The 14,246-nt window shown below is 68.7% G+C and carries 8 protein-coding genes and 1 pseudogene; 3 read left to right on the top strand and 6 right to left on the bottom strand.

Going from position 1 to position 14,246, the window contains the following annotated elements; all coding sequences use genetic code 11:
* Positions 1–19 precede the first annotated feature (19 nt).
* Entirely contained in the window at positions 20–634 is a 615-nt protein-coding gene (locus tag ABZS29_RS08155) for a hypothetical protein (RefSeq protein ID WP_355459679.1), read from the top strand.
* Here ABZS29_RS08155 and ABZS29_RS08160 read toward each other — a convergent pair.
* From ABZS29_RS08160 to ABZS29_RS08180, 5 genes and pseudogenes are all read right to left on the bottom strand, one after another.
* Positions 631–5,673 (bottom strand): AAA domain-containing protein, encoded by a 5,043-nt coding sequence (locus ABZS29_RS08160; protein WP_355459681.1) that lies wholly within the window; start codon positions 5,671–5,673, stop codon positions 631–633. The two genes, ABZS29_RS08155 and ABZS29_RS08160, sit on opposite strands and share 4 nt — an antisense overlap.
* On the bottom strand, positions 5,670–6,827 hold the full coding sequence (locus ABZS29_RS08165) for a M48 family metalloprotease (protein ID WP_355459683.1): 1,158 nt from the start codon (positions 6,825–6,827) through the stop codon (positions 5,670–5,672). The genes ABZS29_RS08160 and ABZS29_RS08165 overlap by 4 nt, the downstream gene beginning before the upstream one ends.
* Before the next feature lie 1,068 nt (positions 6,828–7,895).
* Positions 7,896–8,714, bottom strand: a pseudogene (locus tag ABZS29_RS08170) (ABC transporter ATP-binding protein); the annotation flags it as partial.
* Position 8,715: 1 nt separating this feature from the next.
* Positions 8,716–9,759, bottom strand: coding sequence for an iron chelate uptake ABC transporter family permease subunit (locus ABZS29_RS08175; protein ID WP_355459685.1), 1,044 nt, complete (start codon positions 9,757–9,759; stop codon positions 8,716–8,718).
* The gene (locus tag ABZS29_RS08180; protein ID WP_355459687.1) at positions 9,756–10,829 is read right to left on the bottom strand and encodes an iron chelate uptake ABC transporter family permease subunit; all 1,074 of its coding nucleotides are present in this window, start codon (positions 10,827–10,829) and stop codon (positions 9,756–9,758) included. Before ABZS29_RS08180 ends, ABZS29_RS08175 begins: the two co-directional genes overlap by 4 nt.
* A gap of 101 nt (positions 10,830–10,930) precedes the next feature.
* Here ABZS29_RS08180 and ABZS29_RS08185 point away from each other — a divergent pair, with 101 nt between their 5' ends.
* The gene (locus ABZS29_RS08185; protein ID WP_355459689.1) at positions 10,931–11,764 is read left to right on the top strand and encodes a siderophore-interacting protein; all 834 of its coding nucleotides are present in this window, start codon (positions 10,931–10,933) and stop codon (positions 11,762–11,764) included.
* Positions 11,765–11,780: 16 nt separating this feature from the next.
* On the opposite strand, the gene ABZS29_RS08190 is transcribed toward ABZS29_RS08185, so the two are convergent.
* Positions 11,781–12,968, bottom strand: coding sequence for an alginate lyase family protein (locus ABZS29_RS08190; protein WP_355459691.1), 1,188 nt, complete (start codon positions 12,966–12,968; stop codon positions 11,781–11,783).
* A gap of 179 nt (positions 12,969–13,147) precedes the next feature.
* Here ABZS29_RS08190 and ABZS29_RS08195 point away from each other — a divergent pair, with 179 nt between their 5' ends.
* Positions 13,148–14,245 (top strand): glycoside hydrolase family 88 protein, encoded by a 1,098-nt coding sequence (locus ABZS29_RS08195; protein WP_355459693.1) that lies wholly within the window; start codon positions 13,148–13,150, stop codon positions 14,243–14,245.
* Position 14,246: the final 1 nt, after the last annotated feature.

Genomic DNA, 14,246 nt, shown 5'->3' on the forward strand with positions numbered 1-14,246 from the left:
GTCGGTTTGACTGAGAGGCATGACGACGATGGTTGCCACCACGACAGCGCCGGCCACGCACAGCAACCGGATCCGGTACGCCGCCCTGATCGCCAAGGTGCTGCTGTTCGGATTGTTGCTCACAGCCCTCGTCTGGCCGGACCTGAGCGGGATCAAGGGCAAGGCCGCGGGCGCCCGCCTGGTCGTCTACCCGATCGGTGCGATGGTGCTTCCGCTGTGGTGGTGGGCCTACGGCCGCACCCGCAGCAAACTGCACCGCACCTTCCCCTGGCCCGCCGACCTGCTGCTCACGCTGCCCTGGCTGATCGACCTGATCGGCAACCGCCTCAACCTGTTCGACACCGTCGACTGGTGGGACGACGCCATGCACTTCCTGCTCTGGGGCTTCCTCACCGCCGGCGCCCTGCTCGCCTTCGCCCCGCGCAACCTCTCCCGCGGAGTCCTCGCCTTCGTCGCCCTCGGCTTCGGCGCCACCGCCGCCGTCATCTGGGAACTCGGCGAGTACGTCGCCTTCGTCCGCAACTCTCCCGAACTCCAGTCCGCCTACACCGACACGCTCGGCGACCTCGCCCTCGGCACGCTCGGCGCCTTGATCGGCGGCCTCATCTGCTACCAGTTCCGCGCCCGCCCCTAGTCGATCGGCCGGTGGAGAGTCTCGAGCAGGTGGGCCAGCACCGTGTCCGGAGTCTGGATCCAGTCCGCGGTGAGGACGTGATGGACTCGCCAGCCGGTGGCTTTGAGTGCGGCCGGGTGCGTGGTCAGGCGCTCCAGCAGGGTGTCGGCGGAGACTCGGGTCCGGGTGTCGACCAGCACTGCCATCCGGTAGCCGGCGTCGCCGGGGAGCCTCAGCGCCAGGTCGCAGCGGAACACCGAGCTGCCGACGGCCGTCTCGACCTCGACTCCGCGCGCCTCCAACGCTTCGCGCAGTTGCCCGACGACTGCCTCTGTCGTCGGCACCGCGGTCGCCACGGCTCGGCGTACCGGGGTGGTGAACGACGCCAGGGCCGCCTGGGCTGCGGGCACATCGCCTCGTGAAACGGCGTCGGCGTACCCGAGGAAGCGACGCAGGGTGTTCGCTCCGTCATTGTAGGTGTTGGTGATCGCCTCCGGCTCGATGCTGCTCACGACGACCATGTGGTGCCGGGCCCGGCTGAAGATGACGTTGAGCCGCTTCTCGCCGCCGGAGGTGTTGATCGGCCCGAAGTTCATCAGCATCCGGCCGTCCGGCCCGGCGGCGTAGCAGACGCTCATCAGGACGATGTCCCGCTCGTCACCCTGAACGTTCTCCAGGTTCTTCACGAACAGGCCGACGTCCTGCTCTCCGTGCGTGCGCACCTGCTCGGCCTCGTACTGCGCGCCGAAGGCGGGATCAGCCGCGGCCAGCTCGTCCAGCGCGCGCTCGATCTCGGTCTGCTGCGCCTCTGAGAACGCGACGATCCCGAGACTCTTGCCGGTCTGCCGCGCCAGCAACTCCCGGACCAGCTCCGCGATCCAGCGGGCCTCGGCCGGATTCGTCCGGCGCTGGTAGACGCCGTCGGCCAGCCGGACCGAGGTGATGCTCCCGTCCAGCAGGCTGTCGCAGACCTCGGCGACCATCGGCGCGTCCGACCGCAGCAGCCAGGGCGGCGCGACGTTGGCCGGTAGCCGGTCCGGGACCGTCGCCAGCCGGCCCTGGTAGAACGCGGCGTTGCTGAACGAGATCAGCGACTCGGATCGGCTGCGGTAGTGCCAGGTCAGCATCGTCGATGCGAGCCGCAACGCACTGATCGAGAGGAAGCTGTCCTCCGTCAACGCCACTCCGACCTGCTCGGACGACTCGTCCTCGAGATCGTCGCCGGAGCGGACCCGGAAGTACTGCGTCGGTGGCAGCTGCATCTGGTCGCCGACGACGATCACCTGCGGTGCCCGATGCAGCGCCGGAATCGCTTCCTCCACTGGGATCTGGCTGGCTTCGTCGTAGATGACGACATCGAAGTCCGCGGTCAGCGGCAACGTGTCGGAGACCGACGAGGGGCTCATCAACCACACGGGCCGCAGCGTGGCGACCACCGCTCCCGGCGCACCGGAGGCGAGATCGCGGATCGAGCGGTACCGCATCACTTTGCCGAACTCGTGCTCCACCTCGCGCCGGCCGGCCGCGAACTGCTTCTTGCGGGCCCGGTCCTCCGGCGACATCCCGGAGACGCTCAGCTCGGAGTGCCGGAGCTCGGCGAGGAACCGGCGGCGGACGCCCGCGACGATCACCTCGGCCTCGAGCTCGGTCAACTCGTCGTACACCAGGCCGAGCTCGCCAACGATCGCGTCGACCCGCACCGACGGCAGCCGCAGCGCGGCGGCCGACCGGGCCCGCTCCCACTCCGCCGCACAGACGGCGTACTCGAGCTGGTCGGGTGACGCGTCCAATCGCCGTACGGCGGTCTGCACCGCGGCCGGCGCCTCCTGCAGATCCCGCAGGGCCGGACCGACCGCCCGGATGACGGGGTCTGCTGCGGTCAGTCGATCCAGGACTGCGCGCAGACCGTCGACGGACAGCGACTGGTATCCGGCATCCAGCAGCCGTCGCGTTGGCACCTCAGCCTCGTCGAGCAGGTCGGCGAGCCGCTCCAGGCCCTCCGGTACGCCGTCTTGGAGCGCGAACCGCCAGTCCGGCAGCAGCGGGTCCTTGCGCACCGCGGCGAGGCCATTCGCCAGCTCGCGGGGATCGGCGGTCCCCCATTCCTGCCGTTCCCGCTCGGCATGCTCGGCCACGGCAGCCGTCGCCGCGTGCGCGGCGACCAGATCGGTCAACGTCTCGACAACCGAAGGCCGGACTGCCCGCCCGGAATTGTCGAAACGCGAGTGCACCAACGCCTTCACCCGCCGCCAGTCCCCGGCCAGGAAGGAGAAGAGGCCACCTTCCTTGCTCTGGGCAACCTTCAGAGCCGAAGCCGCATCAGCCGGCGACAACGGCTCACTCCAGCCAGCCGCGCCCTGCCAAGCCTTCCGCTCGGTGTCTTCCAGCCGAGTCTGCTCCGCAACCGCCGCCGCCAGCCGCTCGGCCTCCCGCGACCGCGGATCAAGCACCGCTGTCCGGTCCCGCTCCGCGAGCGGCGCCAACAGCCGCCCCACCCCAGCCAGCGCTCCCACCTGCCGCACATCCCAACCCACACCACGCGGCCCAGCCCCGGATGTGTCCGCGGGACCGCCCACCTCGGCTAGGGCCTCGTCCACCTTGGCCCAGGCTGCTCGCACTGTCCGCACCAGCTCCGAGAGATCCGCATCGGCCCAGCGCTCAGCGGCTACGTACGCGAGCGGGCTCCGGGCAAGCACACCACCCGTGGAAGGGTCCGCACTTGCCAGCTCTCGCGCCACCGCGCCGACTGCCTGTCGCGCACTCCACCACTCCGCCGCGCTCGGGACCAGCTCGGACTCCGTGATCCACTGCTGATCCCGCAGCTCGGCAAGCCGGTCGACCACATCCCGGAGCCGTGGCGAGCCGGCGCCCAACGCTCCTTCGAACTCCCCGACCGCCACCAGGAGCCGCTCGACCCGCGCCACCAGAGCATCCCGGCGGTCGGTCAGCTCGTCGAGGTTGTCGTCGGCGGCCAGCCACTCCTCATAGGTCTCCCGCAGCCCGTGGACGAACGCCTTCTTGTCCGCCTGCGAGTCGTGGATCAGCGTGCAGAGCCCGTCCAACCGCCGACTCGCCAGCCGAGCGTGGACGACGTCCAGCGCCGCCCGCTTCTGACAGACGAACAGCACACGCTGCCCGCGAGCCACGAAGTCGGCGATCATGTTGGTGATCGTCTGCGACTTGCCGGTCCCCGGCGGTCCCTGGATCACGAAGCTCTCGCCCCGCTGCGCCCGCGCGATCGCACCCACCTGCGAACCGTCGGCCGGCACGACCAGATGGCGCTCACCGACCGGCAACTCCGGCGGCACGCCGCTGATCGGCCGCGGCAGCTCCGAGAACAACTGCTCGAACGACGCCCCGGTCGCACCCGTCGCGAGCAGCTCGTCGTAGTCCCGGACCAGCCCCAGCGTCCGGTAGTTGAAGTTCGCCAGCGACACCGCGCACAAATCGACGTCCCACGAGTACGGCCCGCCGCTGGTGTCCAGGGAGTACGTGTCGGTCTCGATCGCCGACGGTCGCCGCGGCGTCTCGCCGAGCGCGATCCCGAGCGGCAGCACCTGGGTCGCCAGCTGCGACTGGAAGATCTGCACCCCGAGCGGCTGATAGTCCGAGCGCCGGTACGAGTACGCATACTGCTTGCCGGCGAAGTCGCCGACCGAGCCCCGCCGCTTCCGCCGCTGGTAACTGCGCAGCTTGACGAGCGCCCGCTGCCGGACGAGATCGATCCGCGGCTTCTCCTGCAGGTGCAGCCGCAGCCCTGGCTCGGTCGCCTGAATCTCCTTCGCCAGCCGCTCGTGCAGGACGCCCAGCGCACCACGCTCGGACAGGTCGACGGTCTCCGGCAGGGTGATCCCGTACAGCTGGTGCAGGTGGTGTCGCAGCGTCGGGTTGACCTCGGCGATCGGGTCGGTCACCCGAATCGTGTACGAGTCCCGCACACCGCGCTTCTTCGCCAGCTCCACCTTCACCAGCACCAGCGGCGAAGCCAGCCGGGTCTCCGGATCGTTCCTGAGGTCGTGCCAGCGCAGGAACGCCGGCACCAGCCGCAACTGGTCCTGCCCGTACTCCGTCCGGTCCCGCCGGGCGGTCGCGATCAGCTTGTCCAGCGTGTTCGCGGCGTACGGCGCTTCGTCGTACCGAATCCATTTGCCGAGCGGCTGGGTCTTGCTCAGCAGCTGGGCGGCGAGGTCGTCGCGCCAGGTGAACAGCTGGTCCGGCTCGATGCTGCGGACGTCGAGCATGAGCGGCACCGACGCCTCGGTCAGGTTCAACGTCTGAGCAGTCGGGCGGAAGTTGATCAGCCGGTTCCGCCGGGACAGGTCGAACAGCCGGTTGCGGAGGGCCCCGAGCACCGCGGTCCGCTGGTCGGCCGCATCCCTGGTGACCGCCGCGAGGTCGAAGTCCAGCGGCTGGTCACGGTAGTTCTCCAGCTGGCCGATCAGTGAGTGCAGGTCCTGGGCCCGGCGATGCCGGTCCGGCTCGGCCATCTGCGCAGCGATCGAGACGATCACCGGATGCAGCCCCGGGGCCAGCCGGAAGAAGTTGCCTCGGGCATCTATCAGCTCGGCGACGTCGGCCGGCCGAGACAGGTCCAGACCGCTGCCGAGCGCGAGCAGCAGCTGGCCGAGACTGTACACATCGGTCAGTGGGTCGTGATGGCCGACCACATGCTCCCAGCACTGCCAGCCCGGCAGATGCGTCGGCGCGGTGATCGCGGACGGGACCGGATCGACGACCGTGGTGGTGGCCCGACCGCCATCCTCGCCGAGGTCGAGCTTCTCGGTGCGGTGCGCGACCACCTCGACGGCGACTGCCCGAGGTCCCTGCCGGGCGTCGAGCTCGCGCTCGGCGAGCGTCGGGCGGCCCGCATCCTCGGGCCGGAAGCCGAGCCGGTGCTGGTCGTCGACGGTGAGCCGTCCGAGACCGCGCAGTGGCGCGACCAGACCGCGCTCATGCACCTCGGCCGTCGCACGGAACAACGGCAGCACCGCCGCGAGCAGGGCGTCACTGCCGAGACCGTCCTCGGCGACAGCCAGCGCGACCAGTTCTTCGGCGCTCATGCGGTCACCGCCCCAACCAGCCGCGCCCGATCCGCGTCGCTCCACCCGAGCTCGACTCCCGCGATATCGACGTACCCCTGCAGCCCGGTACGCCGGGCGATCCGGAGCGAGGCGATCAGTCCGTCCTCACCGGTCTCCGGATCGGCCGTGGCGAGGTCGAGCAGGAGATAGGCCAGGTAGCGCTTGGTGGCGTCGGCCACTGGTCTGGGCCGCGGCGGCGGTGCACCATCGACGGGACGCACTGCCAGCGGTTCATCGAAGCGCAGTGACTCACCGGGCACGCCCAGCGGTCCCGGCGGATCGATGAAGCCCGCGGCAGCTGCGGCCACCGCATCGGTCAGCAACTCCTCGGATCGGGCGATCAGCGCCGCGAAATCTCGGCTCACCTCCCGCAGGACGGCCGCATCGAGCAGATCGGGTGCGTCCACGTCGAGTGGTCCGGTGATCAGTGCCTCGACATCGTCGCCGGCCAGCCAGCTCCGCAACGCCCAGGCGCGCACAACCGCCTCGGGATGGGTCGTACCCCGGCTGCCCGAACTCAGATCGACCTTCTCGGCCTGTTTCAGGTACGCCGCGGGGTCGGCGGAACTCAGGCCGGTCTCGAGCTTGAGCAGCGCGCGGATCGTCGTACTGAGGTCGCCGCTTGCGGTCAGCGCGCCGCGGTCGGCGAACAGCTCGGTCGCGAGCGACCACCGTCGATGGGTCTCGAGGTACTGCGCGGGGGTGCGAGCGTCACCGGCAGCGGCGTCGAGCAGGCGGTCGACGGCGAGGTAGGCGCCGTCCTCGCTCTCCCACAACAGCCGGTGCGCCAGCTCGTGACCGATGACCGCGGTCAGTTCGTCCTCGTCGAGCCGATCGAGCAGTGCTCCTTGGAACAGCACGATCGCGGGCCCGGCCTGATGCAGGTACGACGCGTTCGGGGCGCCGTTGAGCTGGAAGTACTCGATCTCGGTCGCCAGCTCGAGCGCCTCGGCCGCGCGCCGGCCCGCCCGGTGCACGATCGGGTGGGAGTCGGCGTCGAGCCGGTAGGCGTTGCGGCGCAGAGTGTCGTCGAGCGTTACGTCGGGAGCACCGCGCAGCGCGGCCCAGGCCTGCTGGTCCTGACGGTGGACAGCCGCGAGGACAGCTCGGTGATAACCCAGGACGGACAGCATGGCGGCAACCCTAACCGGGCCCACCGACGAAAACCGGAGACCGGAATCCGGGGGTCAGCAGGGCGGCGGTCAGCAGGGCGGCGGTCAGCGGTGGTGGGCCGCGGTGGCTCCGCCCACCCCGCCGTATGCCGTGCGCAGTCCGCCCCATTCAAGTCTCTTATGTCTCAGGTACGGGTCGTTGGAGGCGTGGTCGACGTCATCTCCTCGGCCCGGAGCTGCGACTGTCGGCCACGGTCTGTTGGGGTGAGGTGGTGCCAGCGCGACCGAAGCCACCGTGCCGAGTGCGATGAGTCTGCGCTCGACTGTGGCCTGTGTGCTGTTGTCCAACGTTTACCGGCGGCACTGTCGTCACAGTCGAGATGGACTGCTCGTTGGGCACGGCCAGTGAAGCCACCGTGCGGATGCCGGCCGGCGGACGCCCACCACTGTCCAACTCCGCGCGGCCGGTCCGGCACACGCTCAGCGGTCCGTCCCTGAGCGACGAAAGTGCGGGTTGGTGAGTGGCTCAGGTCCGCCCGGAGCCAACCACGATCGCAGGCGCGAGCCCCCGGACCGCGACCGAAGCCACGGTGATGAGTGTGGTGAGTTGCGGTCGAGTGTGACTTCTGTGTCGCCGGCAATCGGTTGCCGGCAACACAGTCCGCACAGTCGCCGATCCTGCTGCCACCGATGGGGGTGCGAGTGAAGCCACCGTGCAGCGCCCCGCGTCGTACCACACACGTTGAGGAGGAGAGGCCCATTTGATGGGTCAGCCCATCCCGAGGTGGGTGGACCAGCCGCATGCGGTGGGTACACCCACAATGCGGCGGGCCAGCCCACCAGATGGGAAGCGGGGGGTCAGCGGGTGGTGGGGCGGCAGATGCCGTTGGCGGCGCCCGAGGCGGCGAGGGCCGCGGCGGCGGGGTTGCTCGGCGAAGCCTCCATCGAGGCGTCCGTGCGAGCCTCCATCGAGGCGTCCGCGCGAGCATCCATCGAGGCATCGCCGGAGCGGTCCGCGTCGACATCCGTGGGGCGGTCCGCCGGTACATCGGTACGGCGGTCCGCCGGTACGTCGGTGGGGCGGTCGGTGCGGGTGGTGTGGCGGCCGAGGGGGACGACCATCGGCGTACCGGCGACCGGGTCGGGGATGATCTTGACGTGCAGGCCGAAGACGTCGTGCACGACCTCCTCGGTGATCACGTCGCCCGGGTTGCCCTTGGCAACGATTTCGCCGTCCTTCATCGCGATCAGGTGGTCGCCGAAGCGGCAGGCCTGGTTGAGGTCGTGCAGGACCAGGACGATGGTGCGGGCGTCGCGCTTGTTCAGGTCGACGAGCAGGTCGAGGACCTCGAACTGGTGCGTGAGATCCAGAAACGTCGTCGGTTCGTCGAGGAGCAGGATGTCGGTCTCCTGCGCGAGCGCCATCGCGATCCAGACCCGCTGGCGCTGACCGCCGGAGAGCTCGTCGATCGGGCGGTCGGCGATCTCCAGGACGTCGGTCGACGTCATCGCCTGCGCGACCGCCTCGTCGTCGGTCTTGGTCCACTGACGGATCCAGCGGGTGCGCGGGTAGCGGCCGCGGCCGACCAGGTCGGCGACGGTGATGCCTTCCGGCGCGGTCGGCGACTGCGGCAGCAGGCCGAGTTTGGTGGCGACCTCGCGGGTCGGGATCGACTGGATGCTTTTGCCGTCCAGCAGCACCGAGCCCTTCGAGGGCTTGAGCAGCCGGGCGAGGGTCTTCAGCAGCGTGGACTTGCCGCAGGCGTTGGCGCCGACGATGACGGTGATCTTGCCGGTGGGGATCTCCACCGACAGGTCGTCGATGATCTGCCGCTGGTCGTACCCGACCGCGAGTCCTTCAGCCGCCAGGCTGTGTCGTGTCACGGGTCGCTCCACAGAGTTCTCCATCTCAGCCACCACTTCCCACCCGGTTCGTCCGAGCCAGCAGGAACATCAGGTACGGCGCACCCACCACGCCGGTGACGACACCGACCGGCAACTGCGTCTCGCCGAACGCGTGCTGCGCGATCAGATCCGACAAGGCCACCACCAGCGCTCCGATCAACGCGGACGAGATCATCGCCGGCCCCGGCGACCGGGTCAGCCGGCGCGCGATCGGCGGACCGACGAACGCCACAAAGCCGATCGGCCCCGCGGCCGCGGTCGCAACCGCAGCCAGCAGTACGCCGACCACGATCAACCCGAGCCGCGAGCTCTCCACCCGCAACCCCAGCCCGTACGCCGTTTCGTCGCCGAGCTGAAGAATCCGCAGCCGGTGCACGAGCCAGACGCAGAGCGGCGCGGTGATCACCAGCGTGACGGTCATCGCCTGCACGTTCGACCAGTCGCGTCCGTTCAGCGAACCGGTCAGCCAGATCAGCGCCTGCTGGGCGATCTCGACCCGGGCCTTGGTCAGCAGGTACGACGTAATGCTGGTGGCGATCGCGCCGATCCCGATCCCGATCAGGATCAGCCGGTAGCTCGACACTCCGTGCCGCCAGGCCAGCACGTACATGATGAACGCGGTGAGGATCGCGCCGACGATTGCGAAGCCGGACACCGCCAGCCCGGTCAGCCCGAGCGTGACGATCGCGAACACGGCGAACGCGCTGGCGCCGTACGTGACGCCGATGATGTCGGGACTGGCCAGCGGGTTGCGGGCGATGCTCTGGAAGATCGCGCCGGACATGCCGAGCGCGGCGCCGACCATCAGACCGGTCAGCGCCCGCGGCAACCGCAGCCGGTTGACGATGAACTCGGTCGCCCGGTCGCCGCCGCCGAACAAGGTCTTCACGACGTCGATCACCGGGATCTTGAAGTCACCGAGCGACAGCGAGACGCAGAACGTCGCGAACACGAGGACCGCGAGTACGGCGATCACCGCGACCGTGCGGGCCTGCCGGACCGCGCGGGCCCGGCTGATCACGTGGATTGCCTCTTCGGCCGTGGTCACAGGTCGGCCAGCTTCCGTCGGCGTACCAGCATGATGAAGAACGGTGCGCCGATGACCGCGGTCACGATGCCGACCTGCAGCTCGCCCGGCAGCGCGACGACCCGGCCGATCACATCGGAGCCGAGCAGCAGGATCGGCGCCAGCACCATCGAGTACGGCAGGATCCAGCGGTAGTCAGGCCCGGTGATCAACCGCGCGACATGCGGGATGGTCAGCCCGACAAATCCGATCGGCCCGGCGGCCGCAGTGGCCGCACCACACAGCAGTACGACGACGACTGCGACGAACAGGCGGGCCAGCCCGACACGCTGACCGAGCGACTTCGCGACCTCGTCACCGAGCGACATCGCGTTCAGCACCCGGCCGCAGACCAGCGACAGCACGATTCCGATCAGGATGAACGGCGCCACCTGGCTCGCGATCTCCGTACCGCGGCCGGCGAGCGACCCGACCGACCAGAACCGGAACTGGTCGAAGGTGTTGACATCGCTGATCAGCAAGGCGGTCGTGAGCGATCCGAGCATCGCTGTCAGCGCGGCACCGGCGAGCGCGAGCTTGACCGGCGTCGCGCCCTCCCGGCCGAGTGATCCGAGGAAGTAGACCGCCACCGAGGCGGCGGCCGCACCGGCAAAGGCCAGCCAGACATAGGACGTCAGGCTCGACAACCCGAACCAATAGATGCCGCCGACAACAAACAGTGCCGCGCCACCGTTGACCCCGAGAATGCCGGGATCGGCGAGCGGGTTGCGGGTGACTCCCTGCATCAAGGCACCGGAGAGTCCGAGCGCGGCGCCGACCAGCAGACCGATGACAGTTCTGGGCACCCGCAGTGAGTGCACGATCACATGATCGGTGTTCGACTCGTCGTAGTGACGGAGCGCATCGATCACTGTGGACAACGGAATCTGCTTCGACCCGATCGCGATACTCAGCAGAACCACCAGCGTGAGCAAGGCGAAACACCCGGCCAGGCCGAGGATCAGCGTGGCCCGCCGGGTCCGGCGCGGGGGCGCGGAACCGGCAGCGGTCGCGCCCGTGGCGGAATCGGCGACGGTGCTGGACGGTGGCATCAGGCTTTCGGAATCCTCTTAGGTAAGGCTAACCTCTACGTGCCTCACAATAGCCTGGCCGTCGTCGAGCGCGCATCCGAGTCTCGTTGGGAGAAACCCGCATGACCACAGTCGCCACCCCGCCGATCGTCTTCGATTCGCTGCTGGTGACCGTTCGCGCCGTCGAAGACCTGAGCCCACACCTGCGCCGGGTCACCTTCGTCGCACCGCGGCTCGCCGAGGCGGTCACCGCCGGCCCCGACCAGCGGATCAAGGTGCTCCTGCCGCCGCCGAACGGCGGCGAACTCAAGCTCCCGACCGGCGAGAACTGGTACGTCGACTGGTGCGGGCAGCCGGAGGCCGAGCGCGTCATCATGCGCACGTACACGATCCGAGCGCTCCGGGCGGATCAGCACGAGCTCGACATCGAGTTCGTGCTGCACGGCGTCGACGGTCCCGCCTCGGCGTGGGCGACGAACGCCGTACCGGGGCAGGAGATCGGGATGTTCCTCCCGTTCGGGGTCGACACCACCAGCATCAAGGGGATGCTGAACTCCGGCGTCGACTACGTGCCGCCGAGCAGCAGCGTCCACCGCGTCCTGATCGCCGACGAGACCGCGCTGCCCGCGTTGGCCGGCATCCTCGAGGAGCTGGAGCCGGGCGTGCATGCGACCGTCTTCGCGCAGGTCCCGGACGAGCGGGATATCAGGCCACTCCCGACTGCCGGTACGGCGGACGTCACGTGGATCACCGCCGTACCGGCCTCGGACGCCGAGCTTCCGTTGCTCGAGGCACTCAAAGCAGCCGCACTGCCCGAGACCGTCGACTTCGCCTGGGTGGCCGGCGAATCCGCGATGATCAAGGCCGTACGCCGTCATCTGGTCAACGTGGTCGGCCTGCCGAAGCCCGCAATCTCCTTCCAGGGCTACTGGAAACGCGGCGAGGCGATCGGCTGATCGCCTCGCCGCTAGCTCAGGCCGGGTTCTCCGCGTGGGTCAACGTTTCCCACGCGACGAACAGGGCGTTCGTACCGGACGGGCGGTTGGCCTCGGTGAGCGCCTGGGTGTTCGCCATCGCGATCCCGAGCCGGGTGTGCAGCGCGTTGTAGCCGACCTCGGTGATCGGGCCGAGGCCGCGGTTCACCGAACCGTTGCACAGCCAGGACGGGACCGGCTCGGCCTGCCGCTCGTACTTGGCCTGGAAGCCGAGTGCCTGCCGCAGGCGCTCGCCGTACTGCGGGTACATGTCGATGCCCTGGATCCGTGCGGTCTCGAGCACGTGGGAGATCGACGAGATGCCGTAGCCGGTGTGGACGAAGTCGCGACAGGTCTCCTGAGTCAGACCGGTGACGAAGGTGCCCTGTCCCTGCCAGTAGCTGACGATCTTGTCGCGGGTGTTGAGGTTCTGGCTCGGCACCGTCTTCGGCAATGCGCCGTCGGACGCGAGGTAGACGTAGGCCGGTGCGCGGTAGCTGAACAGCGAGATCGCCTTGTCGTAGATCGCGCGGTCCTCGAGGAACACCCCGATGCCCTGCAGGGCCTCGATGATGGTCAACTCCCAGTTGCCGTTGGAGTTCGAGCCGTTGATGATCTCGGGGACGTAGACGTTGCGCAGCATCGTGCCGAAGCGGCCGGAGTTCGGCCAGTTTCCGTAGGCGTGCTTGATGATTTCGGCAGCCTTCGGCCAGGACGAGGCGGCCCAGCCTGTCTGCAGCGGCGCGTTGCTGTTGGTGTGATCGCGGATCGTCGCAGACCAGGCATCCATCAGCTCGATCGACTTCTGCGCGTACCGCGTGTCTCCGGTGATGTACCAGATCAACGCGTCCGTGTACGCCGCGATCGCGTCCTGCCGCTCGTCGGTGCACCCGTAGTTCGGCTGCGAGTACGGTCCGCACTCGACGACCGCACGCGGCTTCGCCGTACGGGACAGCGAACCGTACGCGCTGTTCTTGGCCTGGTTGAAGGCGTTGGTCCACGGCTGAGCACCGGCCTGGACCTTCGCCTTCACGAAGTCCAGCTGGGCCCGACTGACGCCGACACCGGGATGCGCGAAGACGGCCGGGGCCGCTTCCGCGGTTTGGGCGGTGACCGCTGGGCTGCTGAGAGCGCCGGCCACCAGAGCGGCGCTCACCCCAGCCATCAGGAGAGGTTTGATTCGCATGGGCGGATTCCTTGCGTCAAATGGGGGCGGAGGACTCTGCAGTCCCCAGAATCCGCAGAGTCTTTTCGGAAGTTTGACGACGGACGGTAAGGGCGTCAACATCTCAGCAGGCATTACTTCACGCTGGAACCAATACCGGTTTCTTCCCAGTTCAGTGGAACAAAGTGAGGATTTGTCCCATGAAAAGACGCCAGTTCCTGACCGTCGGAACCGCAGTCATGGCCGCCCCGGCACTACCCTCCGTAACCACCGCTCCGAGCCTGCCGCGGCGGGCCGACATCATCGCCGTGGTCCGCCGCGTCGCCGATCAGTGGATCGCCACCCACAGCGACTCCGGCGACAACGGCTGGGCCCGCGCGACGTTCTTCAGCGGTCTAATGGCCGCTTACAAGCTGACCGGTGAGGTGCGCTACCTGAATCACGCGCGCGCTTGGGCCGAGCGGCACAACTACGGCATCCCGGGCGGCGTCACGACCCGGCATGCCGACAACCACAACTGCATCCAGACCTATCTCGATCTCTACGAGCTGGAGCCGAGCGCCGACAAACTGACCGCGGCGACCGACACGCTGAGCCGGATGGTGAACAGCACCAAGGTCGACGACTGGTGGTGGTGCGACGCACTGCACATGGCGATGCCGCCGTTCGCGCGGATCGGTCGGCTGCGTGGCGATCCGGCGTACTGGACGAAGGTGTACCAGCTCTACAACCACACCAAGCGGACACGGAAGTTGTGGATCCCGTCGAGCGGACTCTGGTACCGCGACGAACGGTTCCTACCGACCGGAATCCTTTCTCCCACTGGGAAACCGGTGATCTGGTCACGCGGTGACGGCTGGGTCGCGGCGGCGCACGTCAAGACGTTGAAGGCGCTTCCGGCCGATCAGGCGAACGTCGCGGAGTACAAGACCGGCCTGACGCAGCTGGTGAGTTCGTTGCGGCCGATCCAACGCTCGGACGGTTTCTGGAACGTCAACCTGGCCGACCCACAACACCTCCCCGGCCCGGAGACCAGCGGTACGGCGTTCTTCGCGTACGCGGCGGCGTACGCGGTCCGGACCGGATTGTTGCCTTCGGCCACCTATCTGCCGATGGCGGCGCGGGCGTGGAACGGCATGGTGCAGACCGCCGTGCATCCGGACGGTTTCCTCGGTTACGTGCAGAAGGTCGGCGACCGGCCGGAGTCGAGCCAGCCGGTCAACTACGGGTCGACGGCCGACTTCGGCGTCGGCGCGTTCCTGCTGGCCGGCGCGGAGCTGGCCCAGCTGACGACCTGAA

This window comes from Kribbella sp. NPDC005582 (assembly GCF_040605415.1).
Classification (GTDB): domain Bacteria; phylum Actinomycetota; class Actinomycetes; order Propionibacteriales; family Kribbellaceae; genus Kribbella.

Coding starts and splice junctions, on each gene's coding strand:
- ABZS29_RS08185 (WP_355459689.1), top strand. CDS start 10,931: ATGACCACAGTCGCCACCCCGCCGATCGTCTTCGATTCGCTGCTGGTG.
- ABZS29_RS08190 (WP_355459691.1), bottom strand. CDS start 12,968: ATGCGAATCAAACCTCTCCTGATGGCTGGGGTGAGCGCCGCTCTGGTG.
- ABZS29_RS08165 (WP_355459683.1), bottom strand. CDS start 6,827: ATGCTGTCCGTCCTGGGTTATCACCGAGCTGTCCTCGCGGCTGTCCAC.
- ABZS29_RS08195 (WP_355459693.1), top strand. CDS start 13,148: ATGAAAAGACGCCAGTTCCTGACCGTCGGAACCGCAGTCATGGCCGCC.
- ABZS29_RS08155 (WP_355459679.1), top strand. CDS start 20: ATGACGACGATGGTTGCCACCACGACAGCGCCGGCCACGCACAGCAAC.
- ABZS29_RS08160 (WP_355459681.1), bottom strand. CDS start 5,673: ATGAGCGCCGAAGAACTGGTCGCGCTGGCTGTCGCCGAGGACGGTCTC.
- ABZS29_RS08180 (WP_355459687.1), bottom strand. CDS start 10,829: ATGCCACCGTCCAGCACCGTCGCCGATTCCGCCACGGGCGCGACCGCT.